10 protein-coding genes, 1 tRNA gene and 1 pseudogene are annotated in these 15,161 nt (G+C 60.3%); 3 read left to right on the plus strand and 9 right to left on the minus strand.

Annotated elements, in window-relative coordinates:
* Window positions 1–401: 401 nt before the first annotated feature.
* Entirely contained in the window at window positions 402–575 is a 174-nt protein-coding gene (locus G6N83_RS01590; RefSeq protein WP_165138648.1) for a hypothetical protein, read from the minus strand.
* Between the two features lie 329 nt (window positions 576–904).
* On the opposite strand from G6N83_RS01590, the gene G6N83_RS01595 reads away from it, so the two are divergent.
* The gene (locus G6N83_RS01595) at window positions 905–1,222 is read left to right on the plus strand and encodes a helix-turn-helix domain-containing protein (RefSeq protein WP_165138650.1); all 318 of its coding nucleotides are present in this window, start codon (window positions 905–907) and stop codon (window positions 1,220–1,222) included.
* A gap of 2 nt (window positions 1,223–1,224) precedes the next feature.
* Here G6N83_RS01595 and G6N83_RS13955 read toward each other — a convergent pair whose 3' ends face one another.
* Entirely contained in the window at window positions 1,225–3,255 is a 2,031-nt protein-coding gene (locus G6N83_RS13955) for an AAA family ATPase (RefSeq protein ID WP_338143809.1), read from the minus strand.
* 103 nt (window positions 3,256–3,358) lie between these two features.
* On the opposite strand from G6N83_RS13955, the pseudogene G6N83_RS13825 reads away from it, so the two are divergent.
* Window positions 3,359–3,571: pseudogene (locus tag G6N83_RS13825) on the plus strand (hypothetical protein); the annotation flags it as partial.
* Window positions 3,572–3,655: 84 nt separating this feature from the next.
* On the opposite strand, the gene G6N83_RS01610 reads toward G6N83_RS13825, so the two are convergent.
* The 7 genes from G6N83_RS01610 to G6N83_RS01640 form a co-directional block, all read right to left on the minus strand.
* On the minus strand, window positions 3,656–4,534 hold the full coding sequence (locus tag G6N83_RS01610; protein WP_165138654.1) for a hypothetical protein: 879 nt from the start codon (window positions 4,532–4,534) through the stop codon (window positions 3,656–3,658).
* An 861-nt stretch (window positions 4,535–5,395) separates the two neighbouring features.
* Window positions 5,396–5,665 (minus strand): hypothetical protein, encoded by a 270-nt coding sequence (locus G6N83_RS01615; RefSeq protein ID WP_165138656.1) that lies wholly within the window; start codon window positions 5,663–5,665, stop codon window positions 5,396–5,398.
* Window positions 5,662–8,187, minus strand: coding sequence for an AAA family ATPase (locus G6N83_RS01620; protein WP_165138658.1), 2,526 nt, complete (start codon window positions 8,185–8,187; stop codon window positions 5,662–5,664). The genes G6N83_RS01615 and G6N83_RS01620 overlap by 4 nt, the downstream gene beginning before the upstream one ends.
* A gap of 43 nt (window positions 8,188–8,230) precedes the next feature.
* On the minus strand, window positions 8,231–11,536 hold the full coding sequence (locus G6N83_RS01625; protein WP_165138660.1) for a DEAD/DEAH box helicase: 3,306 nt from the start codon (window positions 11,534–11,536) through the stop codon (window positions 8,231–8,233).
* Window positions 11,533–12,312 carry a hypothetical protein gene (locus tag G6N83_RS01630; RefSeq protein ID WP_165138662.1) on the minus strand — a complete coding sequence of 260 codons (780 nt, stop codon included), beginning with the start codon at window positions 12,310–12,312 and terminating at the stop codon, window positions 11,533–11,535. Before G6N83_RS01630 ends, G6N83_RS01625 begins: the two co-directional genes overlap by 4 nt.
* 760 nt (window positions 12,313–13,072) lie before the next feature.
* Window positions 13,073–13,294 carry a DUF1294 domain-containing protein gene (locus tag G6N83_RS01635; protein WP_165138664.1) on the minus strand — a complete coding sequence of 74 codons (222 nt, stop codon included), beginning with the start codon at window positions 13,292–13,294 and terminating at the stop codon, window positions 13,073–13,075.
* A gap of 277 nt (window positions 13,295–13,571) precedes the next feature.
* A tRNA-Pro gene (locus tag G6N83_RS01640) sits at window positions 13,572–13,645 on the minus strand.
* A gap of 81 nt (window positions 13,646–13,726) precedes the next feature.
* Between G6N83_RS01640 and G6N83_RS01645 the strand changes: the two genes are divergently transcribed.
* A complete protein-coding gene (locus G6N83_RS01645) occupies window positions 13,727–15,154 on the plus strand; it encodes an MFS transporter (RefSeq protein ID WP_165138666.1) in 1,428 nt (475 codons plus the stop codon).
* The last annotated feature ends 7 nt before the right edge of the window (window positions 15,155–15,161 follow it).

The raw sequence follows: 15,161 nt of genomic DNA on the forward strand, positions 1-15,161 counted from the left end.
CAGTCGTTCTCCGAGAGCGACCTGTCAGTGTCTACCCGCATGCACTGGCACCGTTTCCCCAAGTCAAGGTTTGGCCGGCAGCGGGCACGCGCAGACGTCAAGCTGGCACGGTCGACTCCGCTGGTCGCCGGATCATCTTCCGCAAAAACCACCTGGCTTTGCACTGCTGGGTCTGAGGCACCGCCTTACTCGCCGCTGACGAGTGACCTCCAGCGTCAGTTTCCGGCTCAGGCGCTCCCAGATGCTCTTGCGTGAACGCAGTAACGGAGATGGTTTCCGCCTCCCTCGTGGAGAACCGCTGAGGTTCTCCTTCGCTACGCGTGTGTCGCCTCAGACCACAACAGCGCTCGGGGCGCGCACGAGTTCCGGGCATCGGGCACCGCATCCCTCACAGGCGGGATTTAGGCGCCGAGCCCTCGTACGATCCCGCCAGCATTCACGACGAGTCCGACCACATCGAAGACGTCGCCGATACTTACCCCCGAGGTCCCACGCCTGTCGAGGAAGTGCTGGTACATCTTGTTCACGACGAGATGTACCAGCGCCTGGATCTGGTTCGCAGCGCCAGGGAGCACGCGAACGCCGACATGTCGGCTTCTGTCCTTGTTGGCTCCCGAGAGGAGGCGTCAGCGCCCCGGACTGCTATTCATGCTCGCGAGCCTCGCAGATTTCGCCGATACGTTCTCTCGCGGCGTTTCTTCTTAAGGACACGGCGCGCTCTACAGACATGCAAAAGGGCCGGAGACTCCTGCGAGTTTCCGGCCCTATATGTGTCGGGGTTGTCTACCTCTGTTCCAATAATTCAGCGACCCCTGTTACGCCAACCCAGATCCGCGAGATCCTGCGCTCAATCGGGGATTCTCCGCGAAGGTTCCAACCAAGAGTCAAGCGGAGCTGGAACCGTTTGAGCGACGAAACACGGGACGAAGTTGCTGCGCGCTACGGAGCCGGCGACGCTACCACACAGCTCGCAAAGGACTACGGCGTCGCCAAGTCCACGATCATCGGTATCCTTCGCGACAAGAAGGTCGTAATGCGTCGCCAGCCACTCACGACAGGACAAGTGAGCGAGGCAACGCGACTATATGAATCTGGGCTGTCGTTGTCGCAAGTCGCCAAGCAGTTAGACGTGAATCAGGAGACGATGAGGACGGCGATTCTCAAGGCTGGTGTGACTCTGCGCCCACCGACTCAGGCTCTCGCCGAACCAACGGAACGGTGACTCTATTGGGCAGTTAGAGCGGCGTAATTCTGTCGGACGGCTTTCAGCTCGGCCCAGTCGCGTTCGAGGTCAGCGAGCGTTGGCGTGACGCCGAGGGCCGGCAACGGCTGCGAGTGAGAGTCGATGTATCGACAGGCGTCCTCGAAAAGCCGAGTGACAGTCTCGATCGCCGCTGGAAGTTGCTCGATGTTGATGTCGGACAGTGTCGTCATACGGACGTTTGGCTGATATCGCTGCGTGACGCCCTTGAGAAGTTCCATCTCCGTGAAGACCTCGCACCACGACCTCAGCCATCCGTAACCCGTCCGCACGAGAGCATCACGTGCATCGCCCTCGGCTTTGCGAGCTGTTTCGATGGTCACGTTCACCTTCTTGGCGAGCTCGCTGATGCTGTCCCAGCGAGGTCCGCTAGCCGGCGTGACCTTGCCTTTGCCGCCTTCATCGGTGATCTGATAGAAGCGGCAACGTTTTGTCTTCTCGAAGCGCGAGATGAGCGCAGCCGCGAACAAAACGTCGTGCGTGAAGACGATGACCTGAGTCTGTTCTGCAAGACGTGCAACTCGATCGGCAACTTCGTCTATCCGTCGGTGGTCGAGACTCGATACCGGATCGTCGAATATGACAGGTGCGCTGATTCCGCTGAGCCGAGCCTCGGCAAGGAAGTCAGCCATCGCCAGTACCTTCTGCTCCCCCTCGGACAGAACCTTTGGGGGGCGGTGTTTGCTAGTGAGAACCTTGCGCCGCTGAGCTTTCCCCTGACGGCCGATAAACTCCACTTTGAGGATCGGCGCTCTGAGCGCTTCGCACTCTTCGATGAAGAGTGCGTCGAAGCTCTCGTTGACGAGCTGATCACTCGCAAACTTGGCGAGCTCAGTCACGCCACGAAGCACTGGTGGGATTCGCTTCATGAGCGACCCGAGCTTGTCGGCTTCTTTAGCTCGGCGTACTGCTCCCTCAATCTCTATCCACGACTTAGCGAGCTCAACACCTATTTGCAGGTCCTGAAGCTCCTTCTTCTTTTCACGGGTGGTGGTCTCGCGGTTGGCCATTTGTTGTTCAATGGTCGCGGCAGCCGAGTCCGTCGCGGTCACGTCCGCCGCCAATAGCCCCGCGATCGAATCCATCTCAGCGAGAAGCGCTACATCTATCAAAGACGATGTCGTGATCGCTTGCTCGCAGTGTGTAAGCGCCGATTCGATCGATTCCAGGCGTCCGAAAAATTCCGGCTTGTCCTCCTGAGCGTCGTACTCCTTGACGTACGCCCGTAGTTCATCGGCCTGCACGCCGCTCAACAGCCTGCCAAACTTGGTAATGCTCGACTGCTCGGCCTTGATGTCTTGGCCGATCTTGTCGAGCAAGAAGACCGAGTACTTTGACACCAAAGCGCGAGCGTTCTCGTCGAGCGGTTGCCTGCAGTAGAGGCAACGCGAATCGTCATGCGCCTCTTCAGCGGCTAGGTGCGTCTGATAGTCGGCACCACGCGCGATGAACTCCTCCCACGAGTCATCAGGCTCGCTAGGGAGATCAGCCTCGCTAAAGAACGCGGTTCGAAACGCTTCCTGATCCGTTCTCAAATCGGCGAGCTTCGTGAGAGATGCGTTGAATGACCGTCCGTCGAGCCCGGCTAGAAGTTGCTGGATCGTTGTCGCTTGTTTCAGAACACGTTGCTGTCGCTGCAGCCCAGTGAAGGTAACCGATAGCGAGTTGGACTGCAAAGCGGCGACCGTCATCTGAAGGTCTGTGATCCGCTGGTCGTTGTCGGTTCCTGTGGCGATGTGAGCCTTTAGCGCCTCGAGGTCTGTTGAGGCACCAAGCGTTTCGATCTCGGGGTAGATGATCCCGTCTTTAGGAAACCGTGCGAGTAAGGATGAGGTCGGCTTTACGAGTTCCTTGCGATCGTCTTCGATGCGTTGCTGTACTAGCCGTATCCCTGCGCCGACGTGGTTGAAGAGCGAGAGGACTGTCGGGACATACACGTAGTCGAGATCATCGTCGACATGGAAGTTCACGGCAGGGCTGTCGAAGATTGACATCCGGGTGAACGGCGGGACGCTGAATTCTCCGCGCCAGATGTACTCAGCAAAATCTTCACCCAACGCGTAATGGAGCGAGGCTGTCGCCGGCGCTTCTTCGGTTGGTGACAACACGGCGATGGAAAGCTTCTTCAGCCTGCTCCAGAAGAACGTCCTCGATCGGCAGAGTTGGACCACCCGTGCCGAGTTGCGTCTCGCGATCGTGTCATGGATCAAGAGAAAGTAGCACCACAAACGACGCCAACGCGGACTCGGCCGGCTCACACCGATCGAGTCCGAGACCACAATGAGAACCACGGTCGACCTGGCCGCGTAGACAAGAAACCCGAGTCAACTAAACCTTCAGCAGACCCTCACATACAGCAGGTGCGCCTGCCCGCGCTTGGCGCGGCCGGTCGCGTCAGGCGGGCAGTCTCTTGCAGGCGAACTCCCCGATCTGGTCCTCGATGAGGAACTCGTCGCCAACCAGGTCCGCGAACATGGCAGCGATGCCTTCCGGTTCGCCCGCGGCTCGGAACCGGACACGGTCAGAGTCCGTATGGATCAGATAGGCGCTGCACTCGCACGAAGTCATGAATGCGTAGAACCGCCCCTGGTGCGCTTCTTGCAATAGCGCCGCGGGGTAGTAGATGTCATGCTTGCCGCACAGCGCCGGGACTTTGATTGCACCATTCTCGAAGGCGCTCTGCGGGAGGTGAGCTGCGTGAGACCAGGGTTGCAATCGCACCTCCCCACCCGTTGCGCGCAACGTCCCCCCGTCCGCGAGAGCGAGCAGAGACTTCTCCGTGCACGTCTGTCCGGCCGGCCACATCACCGACGTTTCCGAAGGCCACAACTGTGGCATCCCCACCTCCGTCTTCGTGTCTGCCTGAAGGCCTGGAGTGGTGAACCGCACGCCGTGCAGGAGGAGCGCCCCGAGGACGATCGTCATCGCGTAGCCCTGGGGCAGCGGCGGCTCGGGAAAGTCTGGGATGCGAACCGTCAGCGGAGTGACGCGTACAGCCGAGAATCCCTTGACTCCCTCGAATCGGCCGACCCAGAACTGGCTGAAATCCAGCGGTTGCACCAGCTCGCGGCGCTCGTAGAGTGCCCTGTACTCCGACGGGGCGAGCCCGTAGCCGTTTTCTCGCTGCTCCTTGCTAGAGAGGAGCATCGCTGTCAGCGCGGTCTTCTGCACCCACGTTGCGATCGCCGCCTGGTCTTCCAGCGCGATCGTCCCGGGCTCGTCGAGGATCAACGGGGTCAGCACTCGCTGCGCGACCGTTTCGAGGTTACTCATCCACCCGTTGTTACACGAGCCGCAGAAGGTCTTCACCGTTTGCCGGAATGGGGGCTGCTCCCCCATGTCGCGCGGCAGAGCATTTATCGGGCCCGCGTGATGACGCATCGGAGCGAGATCCAAGCCAGTCCTGCTCACCCACTGACCGAAAACGTGCTCGCGGGTCAGGGGCCCCACCGACCCGCAGAAAGCACAAGATTCGGGCATGCACCCATTCTCCGGCACGGGTGCCGCTCCTCGACCTGCAAGAGGCGTGGCAGCTCTGGGCGCGAAGCCGCTTCGGACAGCGAGACCGGCTGCCCGAGACCGCGGGCGCTTCGGGGCGAGCGGAAGCCGCCATGCCTGCCAACCAGTTCTTCTCCGCAACACCCGCCAGAAGGGACCCCGCCCGCCGAGACGGACCCTACCTATGACCGCCGCCGAGCAGCCGCTCCGACCCTTCCAGAATGTGCCGAAGCATCGGCGTGCCCGGATTCTGCACCACCTCACGGGCGACGGGCCCGAACTGGATTGGTCCAATTAATCAGCAGAATGCTCGAGAAGATCGAGCGAGTGAACCAGCCAGTGACCGCCGCAGGAAACGACAAAGCCCTGATGAAAATTTCTTTTCACCAGGGCTGATCTGTCGGGATGACAGGATTTAAACCTGCGACCCCTTGACCCCCAGGCGTCCCAATGACTCAGATGTCACCAAAACCCGCGTGATTCCGCGAACCAGATCGTGCAGAGCCCGTCATGAAATGCGTGAATTGCATGATTCTGGTCCCCTTCTGGTCCCCTTCTGGTCCCCTGCAGCGGGCGACATTTAGGAGGCTGTGTCCGGCGCCACCGAGACCTGAGTGATCTCGCGGGTGCGCTGAGCTACACGTGCTTTCGAATCCAATCCCAGGTGTCTTTCGTCAGCCACCCCTGACAATCTTGGCCTGAGATGTCGACGACAAACAGCCAGCCGCTGTCGTCCATCGCGCCTCGTAGGTGGGTATAGACGGCGTCCGCCGACGTGTTGGAGACCACGATCCATGTGGACTTAATCAAGTTCGCCCATGTCCCGTAGGACTTGATGCGTTCTATCAGCGACTCATAGTCCTGGCCCGGTGCGTTCAGGTCATAAGTGATCAGATATGCGCTCATGCGCTTTCTCCTTCCGAAACATGCTCGACGTCCGTGCTTGATTGACTACCTGCTGGGCTCTCAACAAAGGTTTCGGACTCGCTGACGATGGCCAGCGTTGCCGGGACTTTTCCGAGGCTGGGCGCGGGAATGGTCGGCTCGGTCGAGGCTTTACGCTTTCCGAGGTAGGCAAGTGACCGAAGAGCGGTGTGAAGATCCTCAATGTCTTCGATGGCCTCACGCGGGTCCTGGTCCAGATGGAACCGAGGTCGCCACGAGCGCATTTCAGCGCGGACGTCTTCCGCTTCCTCAGAGTTATCGAGTTGCCCTGAGATCTCCTCGATGAGCAACAGCACATGTTCTCGCGTGGCCGTCGAGACATGCTCTCGCATGAAACGATCTCGCGCGCGGTTGATGCGACTGGAAACCCGTTCGACACTCTCAGCGCGGACAGCTTTTCGTTGCCTGACACCGAGGGCTTCGAATAGCTGACGGAAGTTCTTGGCTAGGGTTTGGCGATCCTGCTCTCGCGTGGCGTCGCTTGAAAGTTCGGCGAGGACGCTCCGAGCGAAGCCGATCTTGTTCAGTTCGAATTTCTCCTGGACTGTGAGCTTGCGGATCATTTGCTCCAGAGCGTCAATCGTGCCCTTCGCTCCTGCAGTCGGCAACTCCCCTCCCGAGCCCTCACCGAACACCGTCTTGGCGCTCAGCTCGAGCTTCGGGATGTCTATATCGGGGACGAACTCGGCACAGTAGCTGCTTGCGGCTGCGATCGCGATGTCGATCGGTATTAGGTCCTCAATGGCGACCCTGCCGTGCGGGTTGTCGGTTGTGACGCCATCGAGTTCTGCGTCGGATAGTTGAAGCACAAGGTCATCGGCGATGAGCGGCTTGCGCCGAGCACCGCCCTTACGGATTGTTGACCGAGCTTCGTTGCCTGCTTTATCGCCGTCCAGGAGCGCGATCACTGCCGGCTGTTCAATGTCACGCCCTCTGGCGAGATAGATCAGATACGGCACTTGACTAACACCCCCAGCAGGGACGAGCGTGATGCGGTTGAGGTCGAGCCTTTCCCGGTCGGGAGCGTTCTGGCGGCCCAGCCAGCTTGAGATGCCAGCGAGCAGAATCTGATCAGACGGACCCTCCAGCATCAGGTTGCAGGTACCGATGAAGGCGGTCTCACCGACAAAGCTCCCGAACGCAGATCTGAGTGGCTCATAGTGGTTCTGTGCGACGCTTGCGACGATGCGTGTCCCCTCGTCGTGTTCACCTTTCTCGAGTACCCGAATACGCTCGGCGTGGTTCTTGTCGATCAGGAACGGTGAGTGGGTGACGTAGAGGACCTGAACTGGAGCGCGGGCCTCGTCTTCGGGATCAGCGAAGTCTGCGAACACTCTCAAGAGATCCTGTTGACCGGAACTCGATAGGAAGCGGTCAGGCTCGTCCATCAGCAGAATTTCCGGTCGCCCGTCGCTGGGAGCCTCGTGTGCGAGGTACTGCACGAAGTAGCTCAGGAAGTACTTGAGACCATCGCTTCTCTCGTCGAATCCGTAGGAGCGTCCAGTTCGATCCCGGATCATGAAGACCAAGTCGTATTCGAAGAGCGCGACGAACAACTCGAACTGACTGTCTTGCGTCCACCAGTGCGGGAAGTTGAGGGCCTTAGACAGTTCACTGTTGATCGTGTCGACGATGCTGTTCGCGTATCCGTTCTTGGTGCGAACTGCGTTCTGCAACTCTACAAACTGGGAGCGGTCGAGGCCTGCGACCTTCAGCAAGAGATCAGCGGCGAGATGGTACTTCTTGAGTTCTTTCTCGTCGATTGATGTCGAGGTCTTGAAGGATGTCGAGATTTCGCTCGCCTGGCTGACAACGGAATCTTTCGAGTCAAACCAGGTGGAGTTGTTCGTGAAAGCATCCCAGATGCTACGAAGCACGCTGCGCCCAACAGCTGCAGCCGGTTTGCCAGTGGCCAGGAACTCCAGCGGGACGCTATCCGGCAGGGGAATATCGGCATCGATGTTGAACGGGGCTGGAAGTCCGGCGTCGTTCAAGAGCGACGACTTCTTGACGTGCCTAGGTTTCGTCCACTGATCGCCTCGATGAGCGTATAGACGCAGTTGCGGGGTTGTATTCATACGGAAGATGGCGACACGATCAGTTCCAGTGAGCCCCGTCTCGCCGGTCGCTTCTTCAATTGCTTCGATGTCAGCATCACTGAGGTCTCGAAATTCGGCGCCGAACTCTGGTCGAATGAGCGTTTTGTCCACAGAGAAGAACGGCGAGTAGCGACAGAAATCACTCCTCTCGTATCCTTCGCCGGTAAGTGCAGCGCGCACAGCCGCTAGCACCTGACTCTTTCCCGACTCGTTGCCGCCGACAACCGTGGTGATCTGGTCTTCCAAGCGCAACCGCACGAAGGGGTATTGCGCTCCGGAAGGCGTGCCGTCCCAAGGATCAGGGCTGTAGTTCGGATTCGAAAGGCGAACGTAGTCGTAATTCAGCGAGCGGAAGAATCTTGCGTAGATGGCGGTGAGCTTCATAGCGTGCGCCTTTCACGGCGTGGAGACGGGTATGGTGCGGCGATCAGTACGATCCCGATTGAGCTTGTTCTGCCTTGCCCGGGGCGGTCCTAACACCAGGATCACCAGCGCTACCTGACAGCACCTGCCACAGATCCCGCAGGTCAGACCCCGCCAAGTCTGATCCACTCGGAACGTGCCGACCCCAGTCAGCGTCGGAGAGTTGCGAAAGGAACTCTCGCGCCTCCGAGGGACGGAGCGTGCCCGACTCATGGCCCTGTGCAAACTCTGCGCCGAGCGAATTCGCTGCCGTTCTCGGAACTGAACTCATCCGCATCACTACGCCTGCCTCCGTGTTGACGCCGTGATACAGCATTGCACCGAGCAAATTGATGCTTCGCAGGTCACTCTCGCTCACGTTCTCGAAATCAATACCGCTCGTGGGCAACTTCGACAGGGCAGAAATACCCCACGTACCGGCGGTCGCAAGGTTCCGGTAGATTGCCTTGGTTGCCTCCGTAAGCGCGGCGGTTGGGCTTGCCGCATCGCCGAAATATCGCTCAGCGATGGACTTGATGGAGACGCCTGCCACCCAATCAGCAGCGATCTTGGCCGCTCTGTCGCCGATTCCCGCGCCGACGCCACTCAGTTCATCGATGCTCTCTCTGATCTGCGGTAGTTGAAGCATGACCCGCATGAGGTCAGGTAGAGCGCTAGAGGTGACGTCGCCAAACAAGCTGCCCGGTTGCCAATCGCTCACGTCGAGGGACTTGTCCATCCGACGCATCTCACCCATCGCTGAACGGATGCCTTCAGGAGTGAATCCCGTGCTATCAGCGAGCGTCGTCGTTTCAACGTTCTGAGCGAGTTCAGCAGCGTAAGCCCGCGTCGCTTCCAGCAGCCTAAGTCCCTTCTGTCTTTCAGCGGGACTCGCCTCGGCTAGGGATAAGTATCCGAATGTGTTCCGTAGCAGCAGCTCTGTTTCAGATAGGACAGCATCTAGGTTCTTCTTCTGAGCGAATAGGTGTGCGACGTAGCTACGGAAGTCTGCCCATTGATCGTTGTAGAGCGATCGTTCTAGGTTGAGCAGCCGACCGGCATCTTCGAGTTCATCCAGGAGAACCACGAGTCTGGAAACCAGCGCTCCTGCCTTTTCTGACAAGAACCGCGCCAGCGACTCGCGGTCGCCTTCTTTGCTGGAGATTCCAACGACGCCGATGCTGTCCTGATCTACACGGCCTGCCCTACCTGCGAGGTTCCAGAACTCGCGGGCGGTCATGGGGCGGTTGAACTTGCCGCTGGGCAGGTTCCGACTTGCTAGGAGGATGGAAGAGACTGGGAAGTTGAGGCCCTGAGAAAGCCCGGTAGTCGCCACCAGAATCCTTAGCTTTCCCTGCTCGGCGAGCCATTCCATCAGTGCGCGGGTTTCGTCGGAGAGCCCCGCGTGGTGTACCCCGACCCGCCGGGCGAGCATTCCGATGAGGGCGTAGTCTTCGCTAATTTCTGCTGCTAAGTAGCGCTGCACCAGAGCGATATCGGGATCGTCCGCTTCTGGAAGCTCTCCTGACAGTTCCTCCGCGATTGTCCACACCGTCGGGATTGTCGGGCAGATCACGATCGCAGTCCCTCGCTCAGAAAGCGTTAGCGCCGATGCGCCAGCGATCTTGCTTAGACTGTTCCTGATACTAGAGAACGTGCGATCAAGTTGTGGTGCTTTACCAATCTGGTAGAGGCCGGAGACGTTCATCGATGAGCCGCTTGTCAGCATGGGCTCGAAAGACAGCCGCCAGTCCCTACCCCGTCCAGAGGTCGGAGCCACCACTGAGACAAGACCGATCAGTCGATCGTTGGGCTGCCAAGGGGTTGTTGCAAGACTGATGCTCTTTCCAGTTCGCGGTGCCAGCCATCGGGCGAGGTCATCGCCGTTCGGGACGTAAGGCATGAGCAACAAGAAGTTCGCCTGAGTGCAGTCTCGTTTAACTGTGGCCAGCAGCAATTCGATTCGGATGCCGCGATCGGAATCTTCGATGTTATGCGCTTCATCAAGCACCAGCAATGCGAGTGGGCGATCGATCGCCGCATTGCGGATTGCCAAGTGGAGCTTTTCTGGGGTTGCCACCAACACGTCGAACGGGGATTCGTTAAGCATTCCGGCTTCGATGTCGTCAATCTCCACCGCTGAGGTGAGTTCTTCGACCCGAATGCCGCTTGGTCCGAGGTCGCGCCTCAGCCGTCGTGTGATCTGCGAAACCAGCGCCCGTGTTGGGGCCACGTACGCAACCCACCCCTTGTCCTGCTTGAACTGGCTAATTGCTTGAACAATCTTGAACTCAGCGAGGATAGTCTTACCGGCGCTCGTAGGCAGATCGACAACGACCGCTGCGCTTGCCGGGTCTAGGAGTCCTTGTTCCTGAATCGCGATGCGCTGCGGAGGCAGCATCTCAAACATGGAGCGGTGTCGGGTCGCAGTTTCGACGATGCTCCGAATTTCGGGACCGATTCGTGTGACAGACCACAGGGCACCCGCCACCATGCGCTGAGCCATCGCGCGTTGCCACTGGAGAACCACTACGAAAGCTGGATCAGCAGACTGCTGTGCCGCGGAGATCGCTCGGTCGAAGTGGAAGTCGAGTTGCGTCGCGATGTCGGCTGGCTCCCCTTGCATGAGGTAGGTAGCGACCATTTCCGAGAGCCTGGCCCAGTGGTACAGGGCTACGAGGCGCCACCCAGCGACCTGCAGGTCTTCGGGCCGTGATTGCGCGTTGAAGAGAAGCTCCTCGTTCTCATTCTGTTCGGCTCGCAGCCGCGCCACGGTTTCTGCGACGCCTTCGAGGTCTTGCCATCCGTCTTTGCGAAGAAGCCGAGTCCAAATCTGCCCTAGGTCGCTGAGAACACGCGTATCCCATGAGCCGTTGGATCGGAAGAGCTCGGGGCTGACCTCGCGCTCGCGCATCCAGGCCCGGTATTCCGCCCAGCGGTCCGAACAGTACGCGAGCGCGCCGAGCTGAAGGACCTGATGTACCAGCGCCTCCAACGAGTCGAGCTTCAACGGAAGCGCTCGAAGTAGAGCGAACGCCTCATGGGCCGCGGCCTCCGACACCGCGGCGTCTGATGCGCCCGAGCGCAGCGATACCTGTGCGAGGGCCTCGATCCCTTCGCTGGCGACAATCTCGTACGCGAAGGCGACGTCCTGGATAAGAGTCTCGGTCGCGGCATCGTGAGAGCCTTCGCGGTGAAGCTGGCGACCAAGGTTCGAGTCGACGTACATGGAAGCAGCCGCGTCGTGGGCCGCCTTCACCCGGTCAGGGCCGAGGGCTTCGATCGCCCAGTGCGAGCTGAGGCGACTGATTGCTTCGCGGGAGACAGTCATGCCGCGGTCTCCAATACAACCGAAGCATCTGCGACCTGAGCCAGTAGTTCGGCGGTTAGGTAGATCGCGACGAGCGCCATGCTTGTTGGTTCTTTCACGGATTGGGCAAGACTGGAGGCTCTAGCCCGAAGGTCTGCCTGGTTTGGTCCGGTCGCGTGGATGAGAACGCCGTAAATAACGACATCCAGGCTGTCTGAAAGGTAGGTCACAAGCGCCTGACGGAAGCTGTCTAGCCATGACTTGCCTACCGAGTTCATTGTGAGGTATCGAATCGCCCACCTGCTACGGTCGTCGCCCGCGTTGAGTCCGGACAACTGACTATGAAGCCCGTGGCTCCGGCTCGTCAGCAAGCCGGGTGGCCATGCCTGCTGGTGGCTGGTCTTCACCTCGGCAAAGACGAACCGAACTCGATCGCTCGCGTGGAATCCAACAAGATCCACGCCCCCTCCGCTGCTGTTGGGATTTCGCGTCGATCGACTGTCGGGCCATGGAAACTCGCATCCGACTTCCGTGATCAGATGATGCTCAGCGAGCGCCTCCCCTACTCGCCATTCATCGAATGAATCAGGAGAACTGAGGATACTTTCCAAACGCTCGTTCTCGAAGTCGGTCTTTGCTAGGTCGGCGAGCGCCTCGCGCGCTTCTTGGACGCCAGTGTCATCTCGCAGAATCGATTGCACACCAGACGCGATGTGGGCGATATCCGACTCTACGACGAGGTGGCCGGTCGCGGAGACTGCGCCGTTGTCTACGGTGTAAGCCAATGATCCGACCACCGCACCACCTCTCCCGTACTGCCCAGCGCGGAAGGGTAGGCTCCGCTGGGGCCCAGCCTACTTGACACACTCCGACAGCTGGTCTTCCCGGCGCCCGCGAGTCCTCGACCTGAGCAATAGGAGCAGGCTGACCGATCAGATTCAGATGAACTTGAGAGCGTTCCAGGCGAACAGCAGGACCAGCAGCTGGAGCCAGCCGGGGCCGCCCTCGTTGATGATCGTGGCGCAGATTGCGGCAGTGTAGAGGTAGGGCACGGCCAGTAGCATCGCGGGGATGGCCCCACCTGAAGCCTTGCCTGGTGCGGATGAAGTTAGCCCATCGGCACTCAACTCGCGCGGCCAGATCAGTTGCGGCGATGCGCTTCAATTGATCATTGATGACATGCTGGCGGTACCGATTCTTGACGTCGCTGCTTGGCGCGACCGGTCAAGGCGCAGCTGCATAGATCATCAAGTGCAAGCCCGATAGCCACACTTCCGACGCGTCACTCTCGCTCAGTGCGCAATACTGGGCCTCAACTGTGCAGTGCACGCAACGGAATCCCGAGCGCCCCCTCGCAGCAACGCTGCTCTGGCGATCCGGCGCACGGCGGTGCTCACTGAGATTCCGTAGTCACACACGCGAGCTTCGAGGAGGTTCACCGAGCAACGATGCGCTCTGGGGCTCGCTGCGGCTGCACGTCAGGTCTGCCCATGCGGGAGCGCCGCGAGTAGCGACTCCAGGGCCATGCCGCGCGGTATCGCGAACGTGATCAGGCCGTTAAGCGACGCAACGTTGACCGCAACCGTGCCCCCGGAACGCACGGCGGAACGAGCGTTTGCGGGGCTTGTGTCGGAACAGCTGCTTTGCGATCAGCGCGCCGGGCCAACGACCGAATAGGCCGAGCGTGAGCAGCATCTGCTCCGATATCCAACGCCGGTGGCCGCGCCGCAGACTTGTCGAGCCCGTACGCAGCGACGGCGACGAAACCGAGGACACCATACAAGACCGGCATCTGCCAAGGGCGGTCGAGCACGATGACGGCGAGCATGAAGGCCACGACGAACGCGCATAAAACAGACTGGCTCAGCGCGGGCGCAATAGTCGTGAGAGATCGCGCGGACGGTCGGTGACGGGGCGCCATCGGTCGTATCCAGTGGTCACTCGCCGACCATTAGGTGCGAAGTCGTCACAGGGAGCCGTGATGTCATTGCGATGACTTGATCAAGTTTCACCAACAAAAAGTCCCGGGAACCCTTGGGTTCCCGGGACATATCTGTCGGGATGACAGGATTTGAACCTGCGACCCCTTGACCCCCAGTCAAGTGCGCTACCAAGCTGCGCCACATCCCGTTTTCTTCGCCGAAGCGTAGACAACTCCACAATCCTACTTGCTCGAAGCGCCGTCCGCGAATCGTGCTGGCGTGTCAGCGCATGAGCAATCTCGGTAGCGTTGCGTGTGTGAAAAAGGCGCCGATCCCTCGCACTGCAGCGCAGCTGCGGGTGGCGGCATCCTTGGGCACTCTCGTGCTCGCAACCATCGGCGCAGCGCTCCCGCTTTCGATGGTCGCACCCACCCTCGCGCTCACCGCTGCCGAGTTCGGCACCACGGCGGCAGAGTCCAGCTGGACGCTCACCATCGTCCTCGTTGTTGCCGCCACATTCACCCCGGTCATTGGTCGTCTCGGCGATATTTACCGTCCGCGCCGCGTGCTGCTCATTCTTATCCCGATCGTCTGCGTCGGGCTCTTCATCGCGGGCATCTCGACGTCAATGCCCGAGCTCATCGCGGGCCGGGCGTTGCAGGGACTCGGCGGCGGCGTCTTTCCGCTCGCAATCTCGCTCGCGAGCCACTCGATGCCTCACCATCGCCGCGCAACGGCCATCGGCATCCTGACGAGCGCGTTTGCTACCGGAACAGCACTCGGCGTGGTCATCTCGGGTGTTCTCGTCGACCGCATCGGCACGAGAGCGCTCGCGTGGGTACCGTTTGCCCTACTCGCTGTCGCTCTCGTTCTTATCGTGGCTCTCGTTCCCCCTGCACCCGCCAAGGGGCACGGTCGACTTCACTTACGCTCGGCTCTCACACTCGCGACCGGCGTTCTCGCGCTGCTCCTTGCGGTCACCGAGGCTCCCCGCTGGCCGGTCCCGGTTCTCGCCACAATCGCTTGCATCGTGATCGGCATCGCATTTCTCACGGCGTGGGGCGTGCACGAGGTGCGGCGCGAAGACACCAGCATCCATCGACACACACTCAAAATCCGCGCCGTCTGGATCGCCCACGTCACAGCATTCCTGCTCGGTGCGGCGCTTTTCGGTACGTTCGTCATTTTGCCGGTCTTCGCCGAATCCGCCTCGGGGCTCGGGCAGGGCGCGACCATCGCCGGCATCCTGCTTCTGCCTGCGACCGCCGCGATGGCAGTTGTCGGCTCGCTCTCGGGCATTCTCCGCACCTACCTCGGCCGCCGCGGCCCGATCATTCTGGGTGCCGCACTCACCGTCGCCGGCAGCATCGTACTCACGCTCCCCCCGCAAAACATCCCCTCGCTGCTTGCCGGTTCCACGCTCGCCGGTGCCGGAATCGCCATGGGGTCGGCCGGAGCACTCAACGTACTCATCGACGTGTCATCAACGGATGCCGTCGCCGCTGTCTCGAGCATCAACGTTGTTGCGCGGCAAATTGGCGGCGCCTTCGGCGCAGCCACCGCCGCAACACTGCTCACCCTGCACGGGGGCACACCGGAGCCCGAAACGTACACTCTCGCGTTCGCTTTCATCACGACACTCGGCGTCGCGGCGTTCGCGCTGTCGCTGGTGATTCCGAGTCGTCGTCGAATCAGGCGACGCGTCACGGGCGAGTAGCCTTCGA

Source organism: Microbacterium endophyticum, from assembly GCF_011047135.1.
Classification (GTDB): domain Bacteria; phylum Actinomycetota; class Actinomycetes; order Actinomycetales; family Microbacteriaceae; genus Microbacterium; species Microbacterium endophyticum.

Bases quoted from the DNA above. Each gene is read 5' to 3' on its own strand.
- G6N83_RS13955 (WP_338143809.1), bottom strand. From the start codon at position 3,255: ATGTCAATCTTCGACAGCCCTGCCGTGAACTTCCATGTCGACGATGAT.
- G6N83_RS01610 (WP_165138654.1), bottom strand. From the start codon at position 4,534: ATGAGTAACCTCGAAACGGTCGCGCAGCGAGTGCTGACCCCGTTGATC.
- G6N83_RS01615 (WP_165138656.1), bottom strand. From the start codon at position 5,665: ATGAGCGCATATCTGATCACTTATGACCTGAACGCACCGGGCCAGGAC.
- G6N83_RS01620 (WP_165138658.1), bottom strand. From the start codon at position 8,187: ATGAAGCTCACCGCCATCTACGCAAGATTCTTCCGCTCGCTGAATTAC.
- G6N83_RS01625 (WP_165138660.1), bottom strand. From the start codon at position 11,536: ATGACTGTCTCCCGCGAAGCAATCAGTCGCCTCAGCTCGCACTGGGCG.
- G6N83_RS01635 (WP_165138664.1), bottom strand. From the start codon at position 13,294: ATGGTGTCCTCGGTTTCGTCGCCGTCGCTGCGTACGGGCTCGACAAGT.
- G6N83_RS01645 (WP_165138666.1), top strand. From the start codon at position 13,727: ATGAGCAATCTCGGTAGCGTTGCGTGTGTGAAAAAGGCGCCGATCCCT.